Source organism: Mesorhizobium sp. M1328, from assembly GCF_040318075.1.
Classification (GTDB): Bacteria; Pseudomonadota; Alphaproteobacteria; order Rhizobiales; family Rhizobiaceae; genus Mesorhizobium.
Genome location: NZ_JAMYLO010000011.1, coordinates 14,726 through 31,646, shown reverse-complemented (window position 1 = coordinate 31,646; position 16,921 = coordinate 14,726). Strand labels below are relative to the sequence as shown.

16 protein-coding genes and 4 pseudogenes are annotated in these 16,921 nt (G+C 59.8%); 14 read left to right on the top strand and 6 right to left on the bottom strand.

Translation table 11 applies throughout. The features are described from left to right. Nucleotides 1-2: 2 nt before the first annotated feature. From NKH23_RS19625 to blh, 3 genes are read right to left on the bottom strand one after another with little or no spacing between them, the layout of a single operon-like run. Entirely contained in the window at nt 3-413 is a 411-nt protein-coding gene (locus tag NKH23_RS19625) for a YeeE/YedE family protein (protein WP_352464092.1), read from the bottom strand. Next, nucleotides 410-721, bottom strand: coding sequence for a sulfite-sensing transcriptional repressor BigR (gene bigR / locus NKH23_RS19620; RefSeq protein WP_352719939.1), 312 nt, complete (start codon nt 719-721; stop codon nt 410-412). The genes NKH23_RS19625 and bigR overlap by 4 nt, the downstream gene beginning before the upstream one ends. 26 nt (nt 722-747) lie before the next feature. Next, nucleotides 748-2,043: a bifunctional sulfur transferase/dioxygenase Blh gene (gene blh, locus NKH23_RS19615; protein WP_353015322.1), complete on the bottom strand. Its 1,296-nt coding sequence runs from the start codon at nt 2,041-2,043 to the stop codon at nt 748-750. Nucleotides 2,044-2,732: 689 nt separating this feature from the next. On the opposite strand from blh, the gene NKH23_RS19610 reads away from it, so the two are divergent. The 4 genes and pseudogenes from NKH23_RS19610 to NKH23_RS19595 all read left to right on the top strand — a co-directional run bounded on the left by NKH23_RS19610 (nt 2,733) and on the right by NKH23_RS19595 (nt 6,075). Beyond that, nucleotides 2,733-3,701 carry a helix-turn-helix domain-containing protein gene (locus NKH23_RS19610; RefSeq protein WP_353035200.1) on the top strand — a complete coding sequence of 323 codons (969 nt, stop codon included), beginning with the start codon at nt 2,733-2,735 and terminating at the stop codon, nt 3,699-3,701. Nucleotides 3,702-3,847: 146 nt separating this feature from the next. Further along, nucleotides 3,848-5,365 (top strand): aldehyde dehydrogenase, encoded by a 1,518-nt coding sequence (gene adh / locus NKH23_RS19605; protein WP_353035198.1) that lies wholly within the window; start codon nt 3,848-3,850, stop codon nt 5,363-5,365. 65 nt (nt 5,366-5,430) lie between these two features. Continuing rightward, nucleotides 5,431-5,768: pseudogene (locus NKH23_RS19600) on the top strand (DUF779 domain-containing protein). A 91-nt stretch (nt 5,769-5,859) separates the two neighbouring features. Then, nucleotides 5,860-6,075: a DUF1858 domain-containing protein gene (locus tag NKH23_RS19595; RefSeq protein WP_353015333.1), complete on the top strand. Its 216-nt coding sequence runs from the start codon at nt 5,860-5,862 to the stop codon at nt 6,073-6,075. Here NKH23_RS19595 and NKH23_RS19590 read toward each other — a convergent pair. Then, a pseudogene (locus NKH23_RS19590) lies at nt 6,072-6,744 on the bottom strand (Crp/Fnr family transcriptional regulator). The gene NKH23_RS19595 and the pseudogene NKH23_RS19590 sit on opposite strands and share 4 nt — an antisense overlap. Nucleotides 6,745-6,980: 236 nt before the next feature. Here NKH23_RS19590 and NKH23_RS19585 point away from each other — a divergent pair. The 6 genes and pseudogenes from NKH23_RS19585 to NKH23_RS19560 all read left to right on the top strand — a co-directional run bounded on the left by NKH23_RS19585 (nt 6,981) and on the right by NKH23_RS19560 (nt 12,059). Continuing rightward, nucleotides 6,981-8,167 (top strand): annotated as a pseudogene (locus tag NKH23_RS19585) (NnrS family protein). 149 nt (nt 8,168-8,316) lie between these two features. Then, on the top strand, nt 8,317-8,763 hold the full coding sequence (locus tag NKH23_RS19580; protein ID WP_353015339.1) for a pseudoazurin: 447 nt from the start codon (nt 8,317-8,319) through the stop codon (nt 8,761-8,763). 249 nt (nt 8,764-9,012) lie between these two features. Continuing rightward, a complete protein-coding gene (gene nirK, locus NKH23_RS19575) occupies nt 9,013-10,116 on the top strand; it encodes a copper-containing nitrite reductase (protein ID WP_353015342.1) in 1,104 nt (367 codons plus the stop codon). 73 nt (nt 10,117-10,189) lie between these two features. Further along, entirely contained in the window at nt 10,190-11,065 is an 876-nt protein-coding gene (locus tag NKH23_RS19570) for an SUMF1/EgtB/PvdO family nonheme iron enzyme (RefSeq protein WP_353035195.1), read from the top strand. Nucleotides 11,066-11,104: 39 nt separating this feature from the next. Beyond that, a complete protein-coding gene (locus NKH23_RS19565; protein WP_353015348.1) occupies nt 11,105-11,533 on the top strand; it encodes a group III truncated hemoglobin in 429 nt (142 codons plus the stop codon). Nucleotides 11,534-11,627: 94 nt separating this feature from the next. Next, nucleotides 11,628-12,059 carry a potassium channel family protein gene (locus tag NKH23_RS19560; RefSeq protein WP_353015351.1) on the top strand — a complete coding sequence of 144 codons (432 nt, stop codon included), beginning with the start codon at nt 11,628-11,630 and terminating at the stop codon, nt 12,057-12,059. 6 nt (nt 12,060-12,065) lie between these two features. On the opposite strand, the pseudogene NKH23_RS19555 reads toward NKH23_RS19560, so the two are convergent. Further along, a pseudogene (locus NKH23_RS19555) lies at nt 12,066-13,078 on the bottom strand (radical SAM protein); the annotation flags it as partial. On the opposite strand from NKH23_RS19555, the gene NKH23_RS19550 reads away from it, so the two are divergent. Beyond that, nucleotides 12,978-13,751: a Crp/Fnr family transcriptional regulator gene (locus NKH23_RS19550; RefSeq protein ID WP_353035193.1), complete on the top strand. Its 774-nt coding sequence runs from the start codon at nt 12,978-12,980 to the stop codon at nt 13,749-13,751. The pseudogene NKH23_RS19555 and the gene NKH23_RS19550 sit on opposite strands and share 101 nt — an antisense overlap. On the opposite strand, the gene NKH23_RS19545 is transcribed toward NKH23_RS19550, so the two are convergent. After that, entirely contained in the window at nt 13,748-14,164 is a 417-nt protein-coding gene (locus NKH23_RS19545) for a hemerythrin domain-containing protein (RefSeq protein WP_352978155.1), read from the bottom strand. The genes NKH23_RS19550 and NKH23_RS19545 overlap by 4 nt on opposite strands. Nucleotides 14,165-14,405: 241 nt before the next feature. On the opposite strand from NKH23_RS19545, the gene ccoN reads away from it, so the two are divergent. The 3 genes from ccoN to NKH23_RS19530 are packed head-to-tail and all read left to right on the top strand — an operon-like array spanning nt 14,406 to nt 16,920. Further along, entirely contained in the window at nt 14,406-16,016 is a 1,611-nt protein-coding gene (gene ccoN / locus NKH23_RS19540; protein WP_353035191.1) for a cytochrome-c oxidase, cbb3-type subunit I, read from the top strand. 11 nt (nt 16,017-16,027) lie between these two features. Next, complete coding sequence (gene ccoO, locus NKH23_RS19535) at nt 16,028-16,759, top strand: cytochrome-c oxidase, cbb3-type subunit II (protein ID WP_353015359.1); 732 nt, start codon at nt 16,028-16,030, stop codon at nt 16,757-16,759. Nucleotides 16,760-16,770: 11 nt separating this feature from the next. Then, nucleotides 16,771-16,920, top strand: coding sequence for a cbb3-type cytochrome c oxidase subunit 3 (locus tag NKH23_RS19530; RefSeq protein ID WP_353015361.1), 150 nt, complete (start codon nt 16,771-16,773; stop codon nt 16,918-16,920). Nucleotide 16,921 lies beyond the last annotated feature (1 nt).

Here is a 16,921-nt window from a genome sequence, read left to right as displayed (position 1 = left end):
TCTCACAAGACTGCTCCGTGGAGAAGCGCGACGGCTAGAGCGCCGCTCAGAAGGAACGTCACAACGGCGACAATTGACCGCGGCGATAGCCGCGCCAGCCCCATTATTCCGTGACCACTGGTGCAACCCGAACCCATGCGGGATCCGAAACCGACCAGAAAACCAGCTATCATAACCAGCGGCAGTGACGCAGTGATGGTCGCGGTCGGCCAATGATGAAAAGTTAGGAAATAACCGACCGGGCCAAGCAGCAACCCGACGACGAAGGCAGCGTTTGTCCACCTATTGTTGCCTTGGAGCAACCCGCCAACAATCCCGCTGATGCCGGCAATTCTACCGTTCAGGATCAAGAGCATCATAGACGAAAGCCCGATCAGAGCCCCGCCCAAAAGCGAAGGAAGATAAGAGGTCATGACGGACCGTCCGAACAGAAGATCGTGTAGAGCGCCGAAACCAATTGAGCAGCCTTCTCGGCGGTCAACCGGTAGAAGATCTGTTTTCCGTCGCGCCGGGTTTCCACAATTTTGGCGTCCCGCAACACTGTCAGCTGCTGGGATAGGTTTGGTTGATGGATGTTGAGCTCATCTTCCAATTGGCTAACCGAATGCTCTCCTTCAACAAGGGTGCAGACGAGCATCAGTCGCATTGGATGCGCCAGTGTCTTTAGAAGAGCTGCAACTTCGCCGGCGCGGGATTCCATTGCGGCAAGCGACATCTCCATTTCGGTTTCATCGATAAGGATTTCGCTCACCACACTGCTTCTCCCAATGCGTTGAGGGGAAATTTTAGGTAGCGCTTACCGTTTCCTTCCGGCTCCGGCAAACGCCCAGCCCGGATGTTGACCTGCAAGGCATGGAGGATCAGCTTCGGCATAGGCAGCATACGGTCTCGCTCTTGACGCAGTGCGGCGAAGCCCTCTTCGGTCATGTCGGCCAGATGTGCATTGGTACGCTTCTGAGTGCCGACCGTGCTTTCCCACTTGGGTTCGCGTCCGCCTAGCTGGTAGTCGTGCCCAGTAAACAACCGCGTTTCGTCTGGAAGCGTCAGAATGGCCTGGATCGATCTCCACAGCGTGCGAGCGTCTCCACCAGGGAAATCAGCGCGAGCCGTTCCGCTGTCGGGCATGAAGATGGTGTCGTGAACAAAAGCCGCATCACCGATCACATAGGTGATCGAGGCCAGCGTGTGACCGGGCGAAAACATTACGCGCGCCTCGATTGAACCGACCTTGAAAGTGTCTCCATCCGAGAACAGCCTGTCCCACTGCGAGCCGTCTATGTGAAGTTCAGGTCGGTTGTAGATGCCTTGCCACAAACGTTGGACGTCGACGACCCTCGCTCCTATCGCAGTCGGCGCGCCGGTCTTCTCCTTCAGGTACTGCGCAGCAGAAAAGTGGTCGGCATGAGGATGGCTATCGAGAATCCATTCAACGGACAGCCGCTTCTCGGCGATGTAATCAAGCATCGCATCGGCGTTGCGTGTTCTGGTCGCCCCGGACTTCTCATCGAAATCGAGCACCGGGTCGATAATCGCGCATTTGCGGGTACTGGGATCCGAAACTACATATTGCACGCTCCATGTTCGGGGGTCGAAAAACCCTTTTACTGCCGGTCGGGTCCGCCTGTGCCCTTCCAACCATCGGCTTGCTGCCGACAGGTCTACCCCGAGCTTCTGGCCGAGTGCAGTAATCTCGACAGGCGACATTCGGCCATCGAGCGCCTCGCTCAGGGCATATAGGCTCAATGCGCGGGTGCCGGTCTTGCAGTGGGCAAAGACCGCGCCACCAACATCGGCCATAGCTGCCTGGAAGGACCGCACGTCCCCTTCCGTGATGGTCGGCATTGTGACAGGTATGAATTTGTAGGAGATGCGCGCTCGATCGGCAGCCTCTCGTTCAGCTTCGTTTCCGGGCTGGGCGGGCTCTTCCAAATCAGGGCGAACGTTTATCACTCCTGCGAACTTCTGATCAGTAAGCAACAGAATTTCAGACAGTGCGGGCTGCGGACCTACGGAAAGCCTATCGTTCACACGGATCATTCTCATGTCTGCTCCTAACGTCAATATACAATTGCATATAATGTATAATGATATTTGACGCAAGGGTTGTCGCGGCGAAAAAGCGAGCGGGCACCTATGGCCACAGCCTTTCCGCCCGTAAGGTCATCGCCGCCCCTGCCGGCATCATCATTTCTATCGATACCTCGCCCCCTGGTCGGCGATGAACGGAGATCTGGAGACCGCCCGCTGGGCCGCTCGGAAGCTCATGGCTGCCCAGCCGAGCTTCACGATCGAGAAATATCGGTCGCTGCCCTTCTTGTAGCCACATGCCGGCGCCCGTGAGGGCTCCTTTTGAACTGGTGCCGGGCGAGCATGCTTTGATAGCACTGATCTTAATGAACCCGAGGCCGTATCTGATCCTTGCCTTCATGGGCCGGCCAATATCAGAACCTTCCCGCATCGTTCCGCACGGTACGGCGGCTGAACATAGTGGTTCGTCTTTGCCCTCGATCAAATTCGTACTTGTAGGCTTTGGGGCATCAACACCGAAAGGTGCACTGGCGAGGAATGACTATCGATCTGCCAAACATCACTAACTGACGGGAAACATAAGGATGTGCCTTCTGGTGCTTCTGTCGAATTGACAGCGTGGTGATTGAAGGCGGAACCTGGTGCTATGCCAACGTTGCCTCTTCTGAGGCAGGCTGTTCCAGAAGCTGAAAGGGAGGATGAACATGAGCGAGGATCTGTCCGGTCGTCATGCCGACCGCATTCAGGCCGCGATCGCTTCGGACGCCGCCGCGAAGTCCGCGCTGGTCGCCTCTTGGCGACGCTCTTCCAGTTTGCATCGGCTCGATCCCGCCGATTGCAGGCCGCCACGCTACCTGACGGAAATGGAGTTGATCGCGGCCCGGCAACGCATTGAACCGCTCGTCCGGGCGGCCCAATCCAGCCTGGACCGTCTCTATCTCGCGGTGGGCGGGGTTGGCTGCTGCGTGCTTCTTGCCGATCGTGACGGCGTGCCGGTCGAGCGGCGCGGCGCGCCCGTCGACGACGAGACTTTTCATTCCTGGGGCTTGTGGACCGGCTCTATCTGGAACGAAGAAAGCCAGGGCACCAACGGGATCGGCACCTGCCTGGTGGAACAGCGAGCGCTGACAATCCATCGCGACCAGCACTTCCACACGCGCAACACGGGGCTGAGTTGCACCACGGCACCGATCTATGATCACCGGGGAGATCTTGTGGCTGCGCTTGACGTGTCTTCCTGCCGGGCCGATCTGACCGAAGCCTTCGCCAATCTCATTTCGGTGGCCGTGGTCGACGCGGTGCGTCAGATTGAGGGGGAGAACTTCAGGATGGCCTTCCCGAAGGCGCGGATCCTTCTGGCGCCAGTAGCCGACAAGGGCTCCGGCGCGCTGATCGCGGTTGATGCGGACGACCTTGTGGTCGGCGCGACGCGGTCGGCTCGCCTGGCGCTTGGAATTACCCAGCTGTGTCTCGACAAGCCGATGCCCGCGGCCGATCTGCTCGGTTGGACGGAGAGCGGGCCCGCAGTTCTCGCTGAGGCGGAGCGCGGCGTTCTGCAGCGGGCGCTGGCGCGAGCAGACGGAAATGTGTCGGCTGCTGCGCAGGCGCTTGGGATCAGCCGCGCGACGCTTCACCGCAAGCTCAATCGCCTGGACGTCCATAGGTCCCACTGACCATTCGAAAACTCACATGACTGTCGCAATTCTGCGACACACCGCGCCCGGCTACTGTCCTCGCCACGGTGACAATGGCGGCGGAAATCGCAAGTCTCTCTCCCTAAGCGTCGCATCCCGCGGCGTCTACTTTGGGAGGAAGACACATGAACAAGGTAGAATTCTCACGCGCGGTCAAGGCGCCGTTCGACAAGCGCTATGGCAACTTCATCGGCGGCAAATGGGCAGAGCCCCACTCCGGCCGCTACTTCGAGAACCACTCACCGGTAAACGGTGAGCTGCTGTGCGAAGTGGCGCGTTCGGATACCCACGACATCGAAGCGGCGCTTGACTCGGCCCATGCGGCCAAAGACACTTGGGCGCGCACCAGCGTGGCCGAGCGGTCGCTCATCCTCAACCGCATCGCCGACCGCATGGAGGAAAACCTCGATCTGCTCGCGTGCGCCGAAACCTGGGACAATGGCAAGCCGATCCGCGAAACGACCGCGGCCGACCTGCCGCTCGCCATTGACCATTTCCGCTATTTCGCCGGCGCCCTACGAGGCCAGGAAGGCAGCCTCTCGCAGATCGACGACGACACCGTCGCCTATCATTTCCATGAGCCGCTCGGCGTGGTCGGACAGATTATCCCATGGAACTTCCCGCTGCTGATGGCCTGCTGGAAACTTGCACCAGCACTTGCCGCCGGAAACTGCGTGGTCCTGAAGCCTGCCGAGCAGACCCCAGCCGCCATCTTGCTGTGGGCCGATCTCGTCGGCGATCTGTTGCCGCCGGGCGTGCTCAACATCGTCAACGGCTTCGGCCTCGAGGCCGGCAAGCCGCTCGCCTCCTCGCCGCGCATTGCCAAGATCGCCTTTACTGGCGAGACCACGACGGGCCGCCTGATCATGCAATACGCCAGCCAGAACCTGATCCCGGTTACGCTGGAACTGGGCGGCAAGTCGCCCAACATCTTTTTCGAGGATGTCGTCGCCGAGGATGATGATTTCTTCGACAAAGCGATCGAGGGCTTCGTCATGTTTGCGCTGAACCAGGGCGAAGTCTGCACCTGCCCCAGCCGCGCCCTCATCCATGAGTCGATCTACGACCGATTTATGGAACGTGCCCTCAAGCGTGTCGAGGCGATCGTGCAGGGCGATCCACTCGATCCGGCGACGATGATCGGTGCCCAGGCCTCGTCCGAGCAGTTGGAAAAGATCCTGTCGTACATCGACATCGGCCTTCAGGAAGGCGCGGAAGTGTTGACCGGCGGGACCCGCAATCTTTTGCCGGGTGACCTGGCGGGTGGCTATTACGTCAAGCCCACGGTGTTCAAGGGCAACAACAAGATGCGCATCTTCCAGGAGGAGATTTTCGGACCGGTGGTTTCGGTCACGACCTTCAAGGACGACCAGGACGCGCTGGCAATAGCCAACGACACGCTGTACGGCCTTGGCGCCGGTGTCTGGACGCGTGACGGCAACCGCGCCTACCGCTTTGGCCGCGCGATCCAGGCCGGCCGGGTCTGGACCAATTGCTACCACGCCTACCCCGCGCATGCCGCCTTCGGCGGCTACAAGCAGTCGGGCATCGGTCGCGAGACGCACAAGATGATGCTCGACCACTACCAGCAGACCAAGAATATGCTTGTCAGCTATAGCCCGAAAAAGCTTGGCTTCTTCTGATCGTCTTTTCGTCTACTGCGCGGCCCCGCGAGGGCCGCGCCCCAGGGTAAAAAATCGGAATAGCCATGCATGCGAAAGTCACGGCAACGCCGGCAGCGCTCGAACTGATCGCGGAGATCGTTGCCGAGCATGGACCGGTGCTGTTCCACCAATCCGGCGGCTGCTGCGACGGCTCTTCGCCCATGTGCTATCCGCGTGCCGGTTTCATCATCGGCGATCACGATGTGTTGCTCGGCCACATCCACGGCGCGCCGTTCTATATCGGGCTTCGCAATTCGAGGCCTGGAAGCATACGAATCTTGTTATCGATGTGGTGCCTGGCCGCGGCGGCATGTTCTCGCTCGACAATGGGCGGGAGAAGAGATTCCTGACGCGCTCGACGATCCGCGTCGTTCAGGCGTGAGGTAGGCCGAACTGCTTCTTGTTTGCCTCAGCGCAACGAACATCCCTGAAACCAGCAGCAGGATGTCGCTCTCCAAACGCGGACAAGCGGCATGAAACGCAAATTCAGCGACGATGCGACGATGGACGAAATCATGCATGGGTCGCCGGCGACCATCCGGGTAGTGCTCCAGCATGGCATGCTTTGCATTGGCTGCCCGATTGCTTCGTTTCACACCGTTTCCGACGCGGCACGAGAGCACGATCTGAGTGAAGAAGAACTCCGTCGCGACCTGCTGGCGGTGACAAATGCCGGTGGCCCGGATTAGGCTTTTTCACCACGCCCTTCCGCAATTACCAAGAGCCGGTGAGGCTCGACCACCATCACTTTCTGGCGTCCGCTTTTGACCAATCCATGATTTTCCCATGCCGAGAGCAGCCGGCTGACTGTGTGAAGTGTCGTGCCGGTCATCTCGGCAATGTCCTGACGTGAGATCGGGAAATCTATAAGGATGCCCTCGTCGGTCTTCTTGCCTGACTGCATGACCAATTTGAGCAGCCCACGGGCGACGCGCTGTTCCACCTGCTCGGTGGACATCTCGATGACGCGCGAATGAGCGTCCTGAAGCCTGCTGCCCACGGCCTTATACGTATTGGAGCCGAAACTGGGGAAATCGGCGGAGAATGTCGGCCATAAGCGACTCGGCCAAGCAAGAACGATACAATCAACCGCGGCAATGGCACTTGCCGGGTAGGTGGTGAGGCCAAGCGCATGGGCGATGCCCATCAACTCACCCGGACTTATGTATCGCACCGTCACCTCGTGACCGTCGGGAGTTGATTTCACGACGCGCTGCTTCCTGCTCCTGCTCGAACACCGGCTGGTCCTTGGCAATCCTCAACGACCTGGCCTGGCCGATTATGCGGTCGAGATCCGTGGGGGCTATGCCCCCAAACACAGGAAGCCCGGCAATCAGCGAGCGATCGAGGCTACCCAACGCTGTCCCCTCCCAAGTGCTGTTGCGCCCAACATCAGGTTCGCCGTGGTCAGGGCAGCCCAGTCATAGAATGTGTCATGGGCGGCCCTCGTGCGGCAAGAGGCGTGTATTCGCCGCCTTTCCCTGAAATTCCAATCTTGTTTGCGCTGCGGCAAATTCCGTCTGCCCAGTCACGATAGAAGGACCGGCGTGGCGGCCGCCCATGTCACCTATTACGCCCACCTGTTTTTTTCTCCTTGAAGGGACGTCATCCGGCTGTTCTCTCCTACGGGTTCCGGCCATTCTTTCTTATCGGCTCACTGTATGGCGGTGCGGCGATGCTGTTCTGGCTGCCTCTGTTTTACGGCAGGCTCGAGACCTCCAGCAGCTTCTCGCCCGTGGACTGGCATGTCCACGAGTTGCTGTTTGGTTATGCGGCGGCCGTTGTGACCGGTTTCCTATTGACCGCAATCCCGAACTGGACCGGAAGGCTTCCGGTGCAGGGCCTTTCTCTGCTGGGCCTCGTATTGCTTTGGTCCGCGGGGCGGTTCATCGTCTTCTTTTCGGCGCAGGCAGGCTGGCTGCTCAGTGCCGTCATAGACTGCGCCTTTCTTCTCGCGGTTGTCGCCGCTACCGCAACGGAAATCATCGCGGGCCGAAACTGGCGAAACCTCAAGGTCCTGCTGCCAGTGACGGCACTTCTGGCGGCGAATATGGTGTTTCATGCCGAGGCGCACTATCAAGGCGTGTCTGACATCAGCCGCCGTCTCGGCCTTGGCGCGGCGGTCGTCCTTGTCATGATCATAGGCGGCCGCATCATTCCTTCCTTCACCCGGAACCGGCTGGTGCGGTGAGAGACCGGGGCGCCTGCCGGTCCCGTTCGGCAGGTTCGACGTGGGAACGATCGCACTCTCTGCGGCCGGATTGGCGGCTTGGGCCTTCTTTCCCACCCTTTCAGGCACCGGCGCGGTGCTGATCGCCGGAGCGGTCCTCAATGCGGTCCGGCTTGCTCGTTGGGCTGGGGACCGGACGCTGCGCGATCCTCTAGTGCTGGTCCTGCACGTGGCATTCGCCTTTCGTGCCGATCGGCTTCCTGATTGCCGGCCTCGCTGTCTTCGTGCCCGAGAGAGTGCCCGCGGTGGCCGGCATTCATGCGTTCGGCGTCGGAGCGGTGGCCTGTATGACGCTGGCCGTCATGAGCCGCGCCACGCTCGGACACACGGGCCGTGAACTGCGAGCAAGTACAGGCACGTGCGGAATCTTTGCCGCTGTCGTGCTTGCGGCCATTTTTCGGATCGCAGCTGCGTTCGCGCCCACCGAGGCAGTGCTCCTTCATATCTCTGTGGCACTGTGGATCGCATCCTTCGTTGGCTATGCGGGACTGTTCGGCAGCATGCTGGTTCGACCACGCTTGCAAGTGCGACAGTCAAAAACCGCAGCCTGAAGGCGGGCGGAACCGGCTCGCCGGGCGAGACGGGCTCTCCCACGCACATTTCGCACGCCAATTTGCGCCAGCGCAAATCACCACGTCTGCCGGTCCAGTAGAAGAGCGCAACGGTTAGTGCCGTGACGAAGTCAAGAAAGGAATTCCCAATGAAACTGCCCCTGATTGCCGCCGCTATCGCCCTGCTCTCCATCGCCGGTGCGGCAAATGCCGAAGAACATGTCGTACAGATGCTGAACAAGGGAGAGAAAGGCTCAATGGTCTTCCAGCCTGCCTTTGTTCGGGCGGCGCCTGGGGACACGATCAAGTTCGTGCCCACCGACAAGTCCCACAACGCCGAAAGCATCAAGGGCATGATCCCGGACGGAGCTGAAGCCTTCAAGGGCAAGCCCAGCGCGGAAATTGCCGTGACCGTTACGCAGGAGGGGGTCTATGGCGTGAAGTGCGCTCCACATTACGGCATGGGCATGGTTGCGCTGATCGTCGTCGGCAAGCCCGTCAACCTCGCGGCAGCGGAAGCCGTCAAGCAGGTCGGGAAAGCCAAGCCGGTATTCGCCGAACTATTCGCCGAGGCGACCAAAACCGCTTCTAACTGACCTTCATTGCAGATCTCGCAGATCCCCCCGCTTCGGCGGCCGGGGGAAGGCCGGGTGGACCGAGGGGAGGTCCAGCCCGGCCTATTTGATTCCCGATTTCATGCAGCAAAGCCGATACCTTCCGTCGGTACATTAGTCTCCAAAACACAGACAACTGAAATGACGCAGTGGATTTGCGCTAGCGCAAAGACTTGGCTGACGCCGAGGCTATTCTGATGACATCGGATGGCCGACACCAAGGAGATGGAAATGCTTACGAGACGCGAAGCTTTGTTGGGCTCTGTTCTTACCGCAGCCGCGGTCGCCACCATTGGTGCAATGCCGGCAGTGGCAAGCGTCAAGCATGTCGCCGGGCTGCCCCGTGAAAAGATAACGCTGGTCCCGCCGCCATTCGTGCATACTCACGATCAGGTCGCCAAGGGCGGTCCAAAGATCGTCGAATTCACCATGACGATCGAGGAGAAGCCGATGGTCATTGACGCCGACGGCACGCAGCTCAATGCGATGACCTACAATGGTTCGATCCCAGGCCCCTTGATGGTCGTGCATGAAGGCGATTACCTTGAACTTACCCTCATCAATCCAGACACCAATACTCTCGCCCACAATATCGATTTCCATGCTGCCACTGGCGGGCTCGGCGGCGGCGAGCTGACGCTGGTCAATCCGGGCGAGCAGGTTACGCTGCGCTTCAAGGCCACGCGGGCTGGAACGTTCGTCTATCACTGCGCACCCGGCGGCGCGATGATCCCGTGGCACGTCGTATCGGGGATGAGCGGCGCGGTGATGGTGCTGCCACGCGACGGCCTCAAGGACGAGAAGGGCAACCCCGTTCGGTATGATCGCATCTACTACATCGGCGAGAACGACTTCTACATCCCTAGCGACGAGCAGGGAAAATTCAAGAAATATGAAACCGCCGGCGACAATTACGACGATACCCTCAAGGTGATGCGCGGGCTAATCCCGACGCATGTGGTGTTCAATGGCAGGGCTGGTTCGCTGACCGGCGACAATGCCATGAAAGCAAGGGTCGGTGAAACCATGTTGCTCGTTCATTCCCAGGCCAACCGCGACACGCGTCCGCACCTGATCGGGGGTCATGGCGACTTTGTCTGGGAACACGGCAAGTTCGCCAACCCACCGGCCAAGGATCTGGAAACCTGGTTCATCCGTGGCGGGTCGGCAGGGGCGGCGCTGTATACGTTCCTGCAGCCTGGCATCTATGCCTATGTCAACCACAATCTGATCGAGGCAGTCGAGCTCGGCGCGACCGCGCATTTCATGGTCGAGGGAAACTGGGACGACGATCTGATGATGCAGGTCGAAGCGCCCAGGGCGATCACCTCCTAGACCGGAGATCCGATCATCGGTGCGACCCCGCGGCGGAGCCAAAGGGGTTGCGCTTGCGGCCGGAGTTCGCACCATGTCCTTTGACCCCGTCACTACCTTCGGAACAACTGCGGCCGTCGCATTGATCGGTTGGGGCGTAAGCCATGCGCTCGACACGCGCCCTTTTGACCTCCCCCACCAAACCGCAGTGAGCGAACTGGTCGTCCTGGGATCCGGCTCGTTCGAGCACCCACAGGCTGGGGAGTTCCTCAGGGGGAACCATCCCGTCGCAGCGCCCATCATGCAGCAAACCATGAAGGCGCCGCTGGAGATCATGAAGTACCAGGTAAGCATTTCGGAATACGGACGCTGCGTGGCGGACGGCGCATGCAAGCCCGCCGACTCACGCAAGAGGGGCAACAGCATTCCGGTCACTGGCGTCAGCCACATAGATGCCGAAGTCTATGCGACCTGGCTGTCAGCCCGCACGGGACAGGCATGGCGGCTGCCAACGGACGTCGAGTGGGCTTATGCGGCCAGCGAAAAGTTCCGAGGTGACATTGAGGGCGGCGAAGGCGACCCGAACAACCCAGCGCAGCGGTGGCTCACCCGGTATCGGCTCGAGACTGCACTCGGGCGGAAACCTGATCCGGAACCGAGAGCTCAGGGGTCCTTCGGCACCAATTCAAAAGGCGTGGCAGATATCGCGGGAAATGTCTGGGAATGGACCTCGACATGCTATTCCCACGCCATAATAGCGATTGATGGCAAGCGGATAGAGAGTTCTATCCACAATTGCGGCGTACACGTTGTCGAGGGATTTCACCGCACCTACATGTCTGACTTCATTCGGGACGGAAAGAGCGGCGGTTGCGCAGTCGGGACGCCGCCTGGCAATTTGGGTTTCCGGCTTGTCCGCGACCGACCCAGCCCTATGCAGGCTGCCCTTCGGCGCCTGGGATTTTCCTGACGCACAAACACAGCTTCCTGACGCATACACGAGTGCATGATGACATTGAAATCAGCTTTTACCGATCGGGCTGGTCCCGTCGCGGAACGGCCGCTGGACCGTACCGGCGTCGAGCGCACGAGGATCAAAAGATTGGTCCGCGAATTCTATGCAAAGGTCAGGAAGGACGGGCGTCTTGGACCGATTTTCGCGCGCGAAATCACCGGCGATTGGGAACCTCATCTGGAGAAAATGACGGATTTCTGGTGTTCCGTTATCCTGAAGAGCGGCGACTACCACGGACGACCGGTGCCGGCACACCTCAAACTCAAGGATGTCACCGAGGCCGATTTCGATGTCTGGCTGACCTTGTTCCGGCAAACGGCGGTCGAACTCTTCGCGCCGGAAACCGCTGCAGTGTTCGTCGACCGCGCTGAACGGATCGCGACAAGCCTGAAGCTGGCGATGTTCTTTCGTCTCGCTCCGTAGTGACGGGCGATGGCGAACCGGCAGGCTTCGGCGAAACCCGGCCGGATTGACTTCGCGCAAGGAATGCTTCCCTCGAATTTCGTAATTTCCTTGGATGGCTCTCAACCTCTTCGTCGGTACGATCGTCATAAGCCTGACGGTAGTGATTCACACCTTTGGTCTTATCGCAGTCACGCGCGCAATGGGACATCTGGTGGCGCGATTTCGCATGCACGGGCGCCGCAGCCGAACCGTTGCGATGATCAGCGTGGTGATGGGGCTCTTCGCCGTGATGACAGCGGAGGTCTGGGTTTGGGCCGGACTTTACCGGTTGCTCGATATCTTCGCCGACTTCGAAACAGCACTCTACTTTTCCACCATCACCTTTTCGACGGTCGGCTACGGTGACATCGTACCCGCTCACGCATGGCGCGTATTGGCGGCACTTGAGGGGGTGAATGGATTCCTGCTGATAGGCTGGTCGACCGCGTACCTGATCGCGGCGGGGACCCGGATCGGCCCGTTCAAAGCCGGCGAGCATTTCTGAGGGAGCTCACACCGCCACCGAATGCCTGGCTGCTCCGGTCTCCAAATATCTGTCGAACTTTGCCGCAATGCTTCGAACAAAAGGCCGACTTTCGGCCGGCACGACGAAACAATCGCCATCGAGTTCAAGCAATCGAACGGGATCGTGAAGGGCGATCGAACTTGCCTGAAGAAGGAGCTTCTGGCCGGCTTCGCCGAAGCGTTCCAGCAGCTCGATCGCCGAAAAGCCGAAATCGCACATCAGTCGCTCGATGATCCAGCCACGGACGCAGTCATCATCGGAAAACGCGATGCCGCGGACCGCGGCCAGCCCGCCCCCTGCAACCATGCGACCGTACTCTGCGGTCGCCGGCATGTTCTGCACGTAGCCCTGGCGAAAACGGCTGATGGATGAAGGCCAAGCCCGATCAGTGTCTCGCAGCGATCCTCGGTGTAGCCCTGGAAATTGCGATGCAAGGTGCCTGTACGGGCTGCTTGCGCCAACGCATCGCTTGGCTTGGCGAAATGGTCGAAGCCCACGGCTTCATACCCTGCCTTCAGTACGAGGTCGGCGGCAATTTGCGATTGAGCGTACCGCTCCGCACGGCCAGGCAGCCACGCTTCGTCGATCATCGTCTGGTGCTTCTTGAACCAGGGCACATGCGCGTAGCCGAACAGCGCCATCCTGTCTGGTTCCAGGGTCAGCGCCTGCGCTACGGTGGAACAGACGCTCTCGCTGGTCTGGTGCGGCAAGCCGTAGAGCAGGTCCAGATTGACGGAACCGACGCCGCGTGAACGAACTCCGTCGACAACCGTCTTGGTCTGCAGGAAGCTCTGCTCGCGGTTGATCGCCTTCTGCACCTTCGGGTCAAAGTCCTGCACACCGAGGCTTGCCCTGGTCATGCCGATTTCGCACAGTGCATCGAGGCGCGCCTCGTCCATGTCGTTGGGATCGATCTCGACGCTGATTTTTGCGTCCTTAACAAAATCGAAGCTGTTCCGTAAGGCAGTCCCCAACGCCACCATATCCTCGGGCTTCAGCGAGGCACGCCATCGCGGTGTCTGCGGTGCGCTCGATCCCGACCAGTTGGTCGTACTCGCCAAGACCTCGTCAAGACACAGCGTTGACCCGGGGTTCGAACTGATCGGCGACGCAGAGGCCGTCGACAGCTATTCGAACGTGCTTTCGGGTGTGGTGAAGCTGACAAAGAGCCTTTCCGATGGTCGACAGCAGATCGTCGGCCTCCAGTTTGCGCCCGACTTTCTGGGACGGCCGTTCAAGGTGGAAAGCGCAATCAACGCGGAAGCCGCAACAGCAGTTTCCCTATGCTCATTTCCAAAAGCGGCTATCGAACGGATGATGAAGGAATCACCAGAGCTCGAGCATCGCCTGCTCAAGCAAACGCTGAACGAGCTCGACCATGCACGCGATTGGATGCTGACGCTGGGGCGCAAGACCGCTTCGGAAAAAGTGGCGAGTTTTCTCTTGATGATCGCCAGGAACATCGATCCCACGATTGATCCAGCCGCTAGGTCGGCGAGTTTCGATCTGCCGCTGACACGCGGCGACATCGCCGACTTCCTTGGCCTGACGATCGAAACGGTTAGCCGCCAGTTGACCAGGCTGCGGACCGACGGCGTGATCCGGATCGAGAACAATCGGCACGTCAGGGTGGACAACTTGAGCCGGCTGGAGCGGCGTTCAGGCGCCTAGTGCTCGTCGGCCATCCCGATCATGGGCAAGACGTGCTCCCGCTCGAAGGCGATATGCCGGCGCAAGCTTTCAAAGAATCCGCGCAGCATGAACCCGACGGCTTCCGCGTTGTGCAACCTCTCGCCATGGCCGATCGCCAGCAGGATTTCGGTCACCTCACCGGCAAAGCATTCGTCCTCGACATGCTCGGCGCGCAGCCGTCGGACTGAGGCAAGGTTGGCATCGCTGCCAGCGACAGAGGCCTCGTAGGCGGGAAAGATGATCGTCTCTTCGTATTGATGAATGTTGCGCAACAACGGGACGATCGCGTTGGCTGTGCCAAGGCATTTCAGGCGGTCGACATTCGGCAAGGTGTCGGCGATTCTTTCCAGGGCATCACAGAGCTGCAGTTTGTCCAGATGCGCGCGTTTCATCAACGCCACTGGTACCGCCTCTCTGCCGGATGTCGAACTGTCGCGGCCTGTTTCGAACCGCGACGATTCCCGCTCCCTCTCCCTGTTCAATGACAGCCTCCTGACCGTTTGCGAGATCAAAGCTGCCCAATCCAAAAGCAAATGGCTTTGACATGGATCAAGGCGGCGATCGGGAGACTGCTGAATTGGTATCGATGCGGATTGGCGTCCGCGCATCGGAATCCGACCTCGGGGACATGTCATGAAGTTCGGCACGGAAATCGTCGCTTTGGGCCTTTTCGCCTTTGTCGCGCTGGTGGCTGCCGGCTTTGGTGTGGACGAACCTTTTCGGCAGCACATGTGGGTGCTGCTCATCGTGCTGCTTGGCTTTATCACTATCCTTCTTCGCAACACGAGCTTCGCAGCGCCCGCGGCAATCGATTCGTCCGCCTATATGGATGGGCCGATCCGCTACGGTGCCATTGCCACCATGTTCTGGGGGGTGGTGGGAATGCTGGTCGGCGTCGTCATCGCGCTGCAGCTTGCCTACCCGGATCTTAACATCGAGCCCTGGTTCAACTTCGGCCGCTTGCGGCCTTTGCATACTTCCGGCGTGGTTTTTGCCTTCGGCGGCAATGCGCTCATTTGCACGTCGCTTTATGTCGTGCAGCGGACCTGTCGTGCCAGGCTGTTCGGCGGCGATCTCGCCTGGTTCGTGTTCTGGGGCTATCAGCTGTTCATCGTCATGGCGGCAACCGGCTATCTGCTCGGTATCACCGAGAGCCGCGAATACGCCGAGCCCGAATGGTATGTGGACCTGTGGCTGACCATTGTGTGGGTCGCCTACCTCGTCCTGTTCCTCGGCACCATCCTGAAGCGCAGGGAACCGCACATCTACGTCGCCAACTGGTTCTATCTGTCCTTCATCGTGACGATCGCGATGCTGCATGTGATCAATAACCTGTCGATGCCCGTCTCGTTCGTGGGTTCAAAGAGCTATTCAGCTTTTTCCGGCGTCCAGGATGCGTTGACGCAGTGGTGGTACGGCCACAATGCCGTCGGTTTCTTCCTCACCGCCGGCTTCCTAGGCATGATGTATTATTTCGTGCCCAAGCAGGCCAACCGACCTGTCTATTCCTACAGGCTGTCGATCATCCACTTCTGGGCTTTGATCTTTCTCTACATTTGGGCCGGTCCGCACCACCTCCACTACACCGCCCTGCCGGACTGGGCCCAGACGCTCGGCATGGTGTTCTCGATCATGCTCTGGATGCCTTCGTGGGGCGGCATGATAAACGGCCTGATGACGCTCTCGGGCGCCTGGGACAAGCTGCGCACCGACCCGATCATCCGTATGATGGTCATGGCCATCGCCTTTTACGGGATGTCGACCTTCGAAGGCCCGATGATGTCAATCAAGGCCGTCAACTCGCTCTCGCACTACACCGACTGGACCATCGGTCACGTCCATTCGGGCGCGCTCGGATGGGTTGGCATGATCTCGTTCGGCGCGATCTATTTCATGGTCCCGAAGTTATGGAGCCGCGACCGGCTTTATTCGCTGCGGCTCGTCAACTGGCACTTCTGGCTGGCGACGCTTGGGATCGTCGTTTACGCCGCGGTGATGTGGGTCTCCGGCGTCATGCAGGGCCTGATGTGGCGCGAATACGACGAGCAGGGCTTCCTGGTCTACTCCTTCGCCGAGACCGTCGCAGCCATGCATCCCTATTATGTCATGCGCGCTCTGGGCGGCGCGATGTATCTCGCCGGAATGCTGATCATGGCGTGGAACATCGCGATGACGATCCTCGGCTACCAGCGCGAGGAGCAACCGATGCCGGATCCTGTTCCCGCCCTCCAGCCTGCCGAATAAGGAGCCAGAAAATGGGCTTGATGGACAAACATGCCGTGATCGAGAAGAACGCCACGCTTCTTCTCGTGGGCTCCCTTCTGGTGGTGACGGTCGGCGGCATAGTCGAGATCGCGCCGCTCTTCTATCTCGACAATACGATCGAGAAAGTCGAAGGCATGCGGCCCTATTCGCCGCTCGAGCTCGCCGGCCGCAACATCTATGTGCGCGAGGGCTGCTACCTCTGCCATAGCCAGATGATCAGGCCGTTCCGCGACGAAGTCGAGCGCTATGGGCATTACAGCCTGGCGGCCGAGTCGATGTACGACCACCCGTTCCAGTGGGGATCGAAACGCACCGGACCGGACCTAGCACGGGTGGGCGACCGTTATTCGAATGGATGGCACGTCCAGCATCTTACCGACCCGCGCTCTGTGGTGCCGGAATCGATCATGCCAAGCTACGCATTCCTGAAAAATACACCGATCGAGGTGAAGGACTTCTCGACACATCTTGTCGCCAACAAGCGTGTCGGCGTCCCCTACTCCGATGACATGATTGCTAATGCCAATGCCGATCTCATGGCACAAGCGGATGCCAACGTCGACACGTCCGGCCTCGAAGCCCGCTATCCGAAAGCCAAGCTTGGCGATTTCGATGGCAACCCGCAGCAGGTCACCGAAATGGATGCCCTGGTCGCTTACCTGCAAATGCTAGGCACGCTGGTCGACTTCAAAAACTATGACGAGGCCGCCGGCTACCGCTGAGGAAGATATCGATGAACTACAATCTGATGCGGGAATTTGCCGACAGCTGGGGCCTGCTCGCCATGGCGCTGTTCTTCGTCGGATGCGTTGCCTTCGCGCTTCGCCCCGGCGGCCGCAGGGAAGCTGACGAAGCCGCCCGGATACCTCTCAAGGACGATTGAC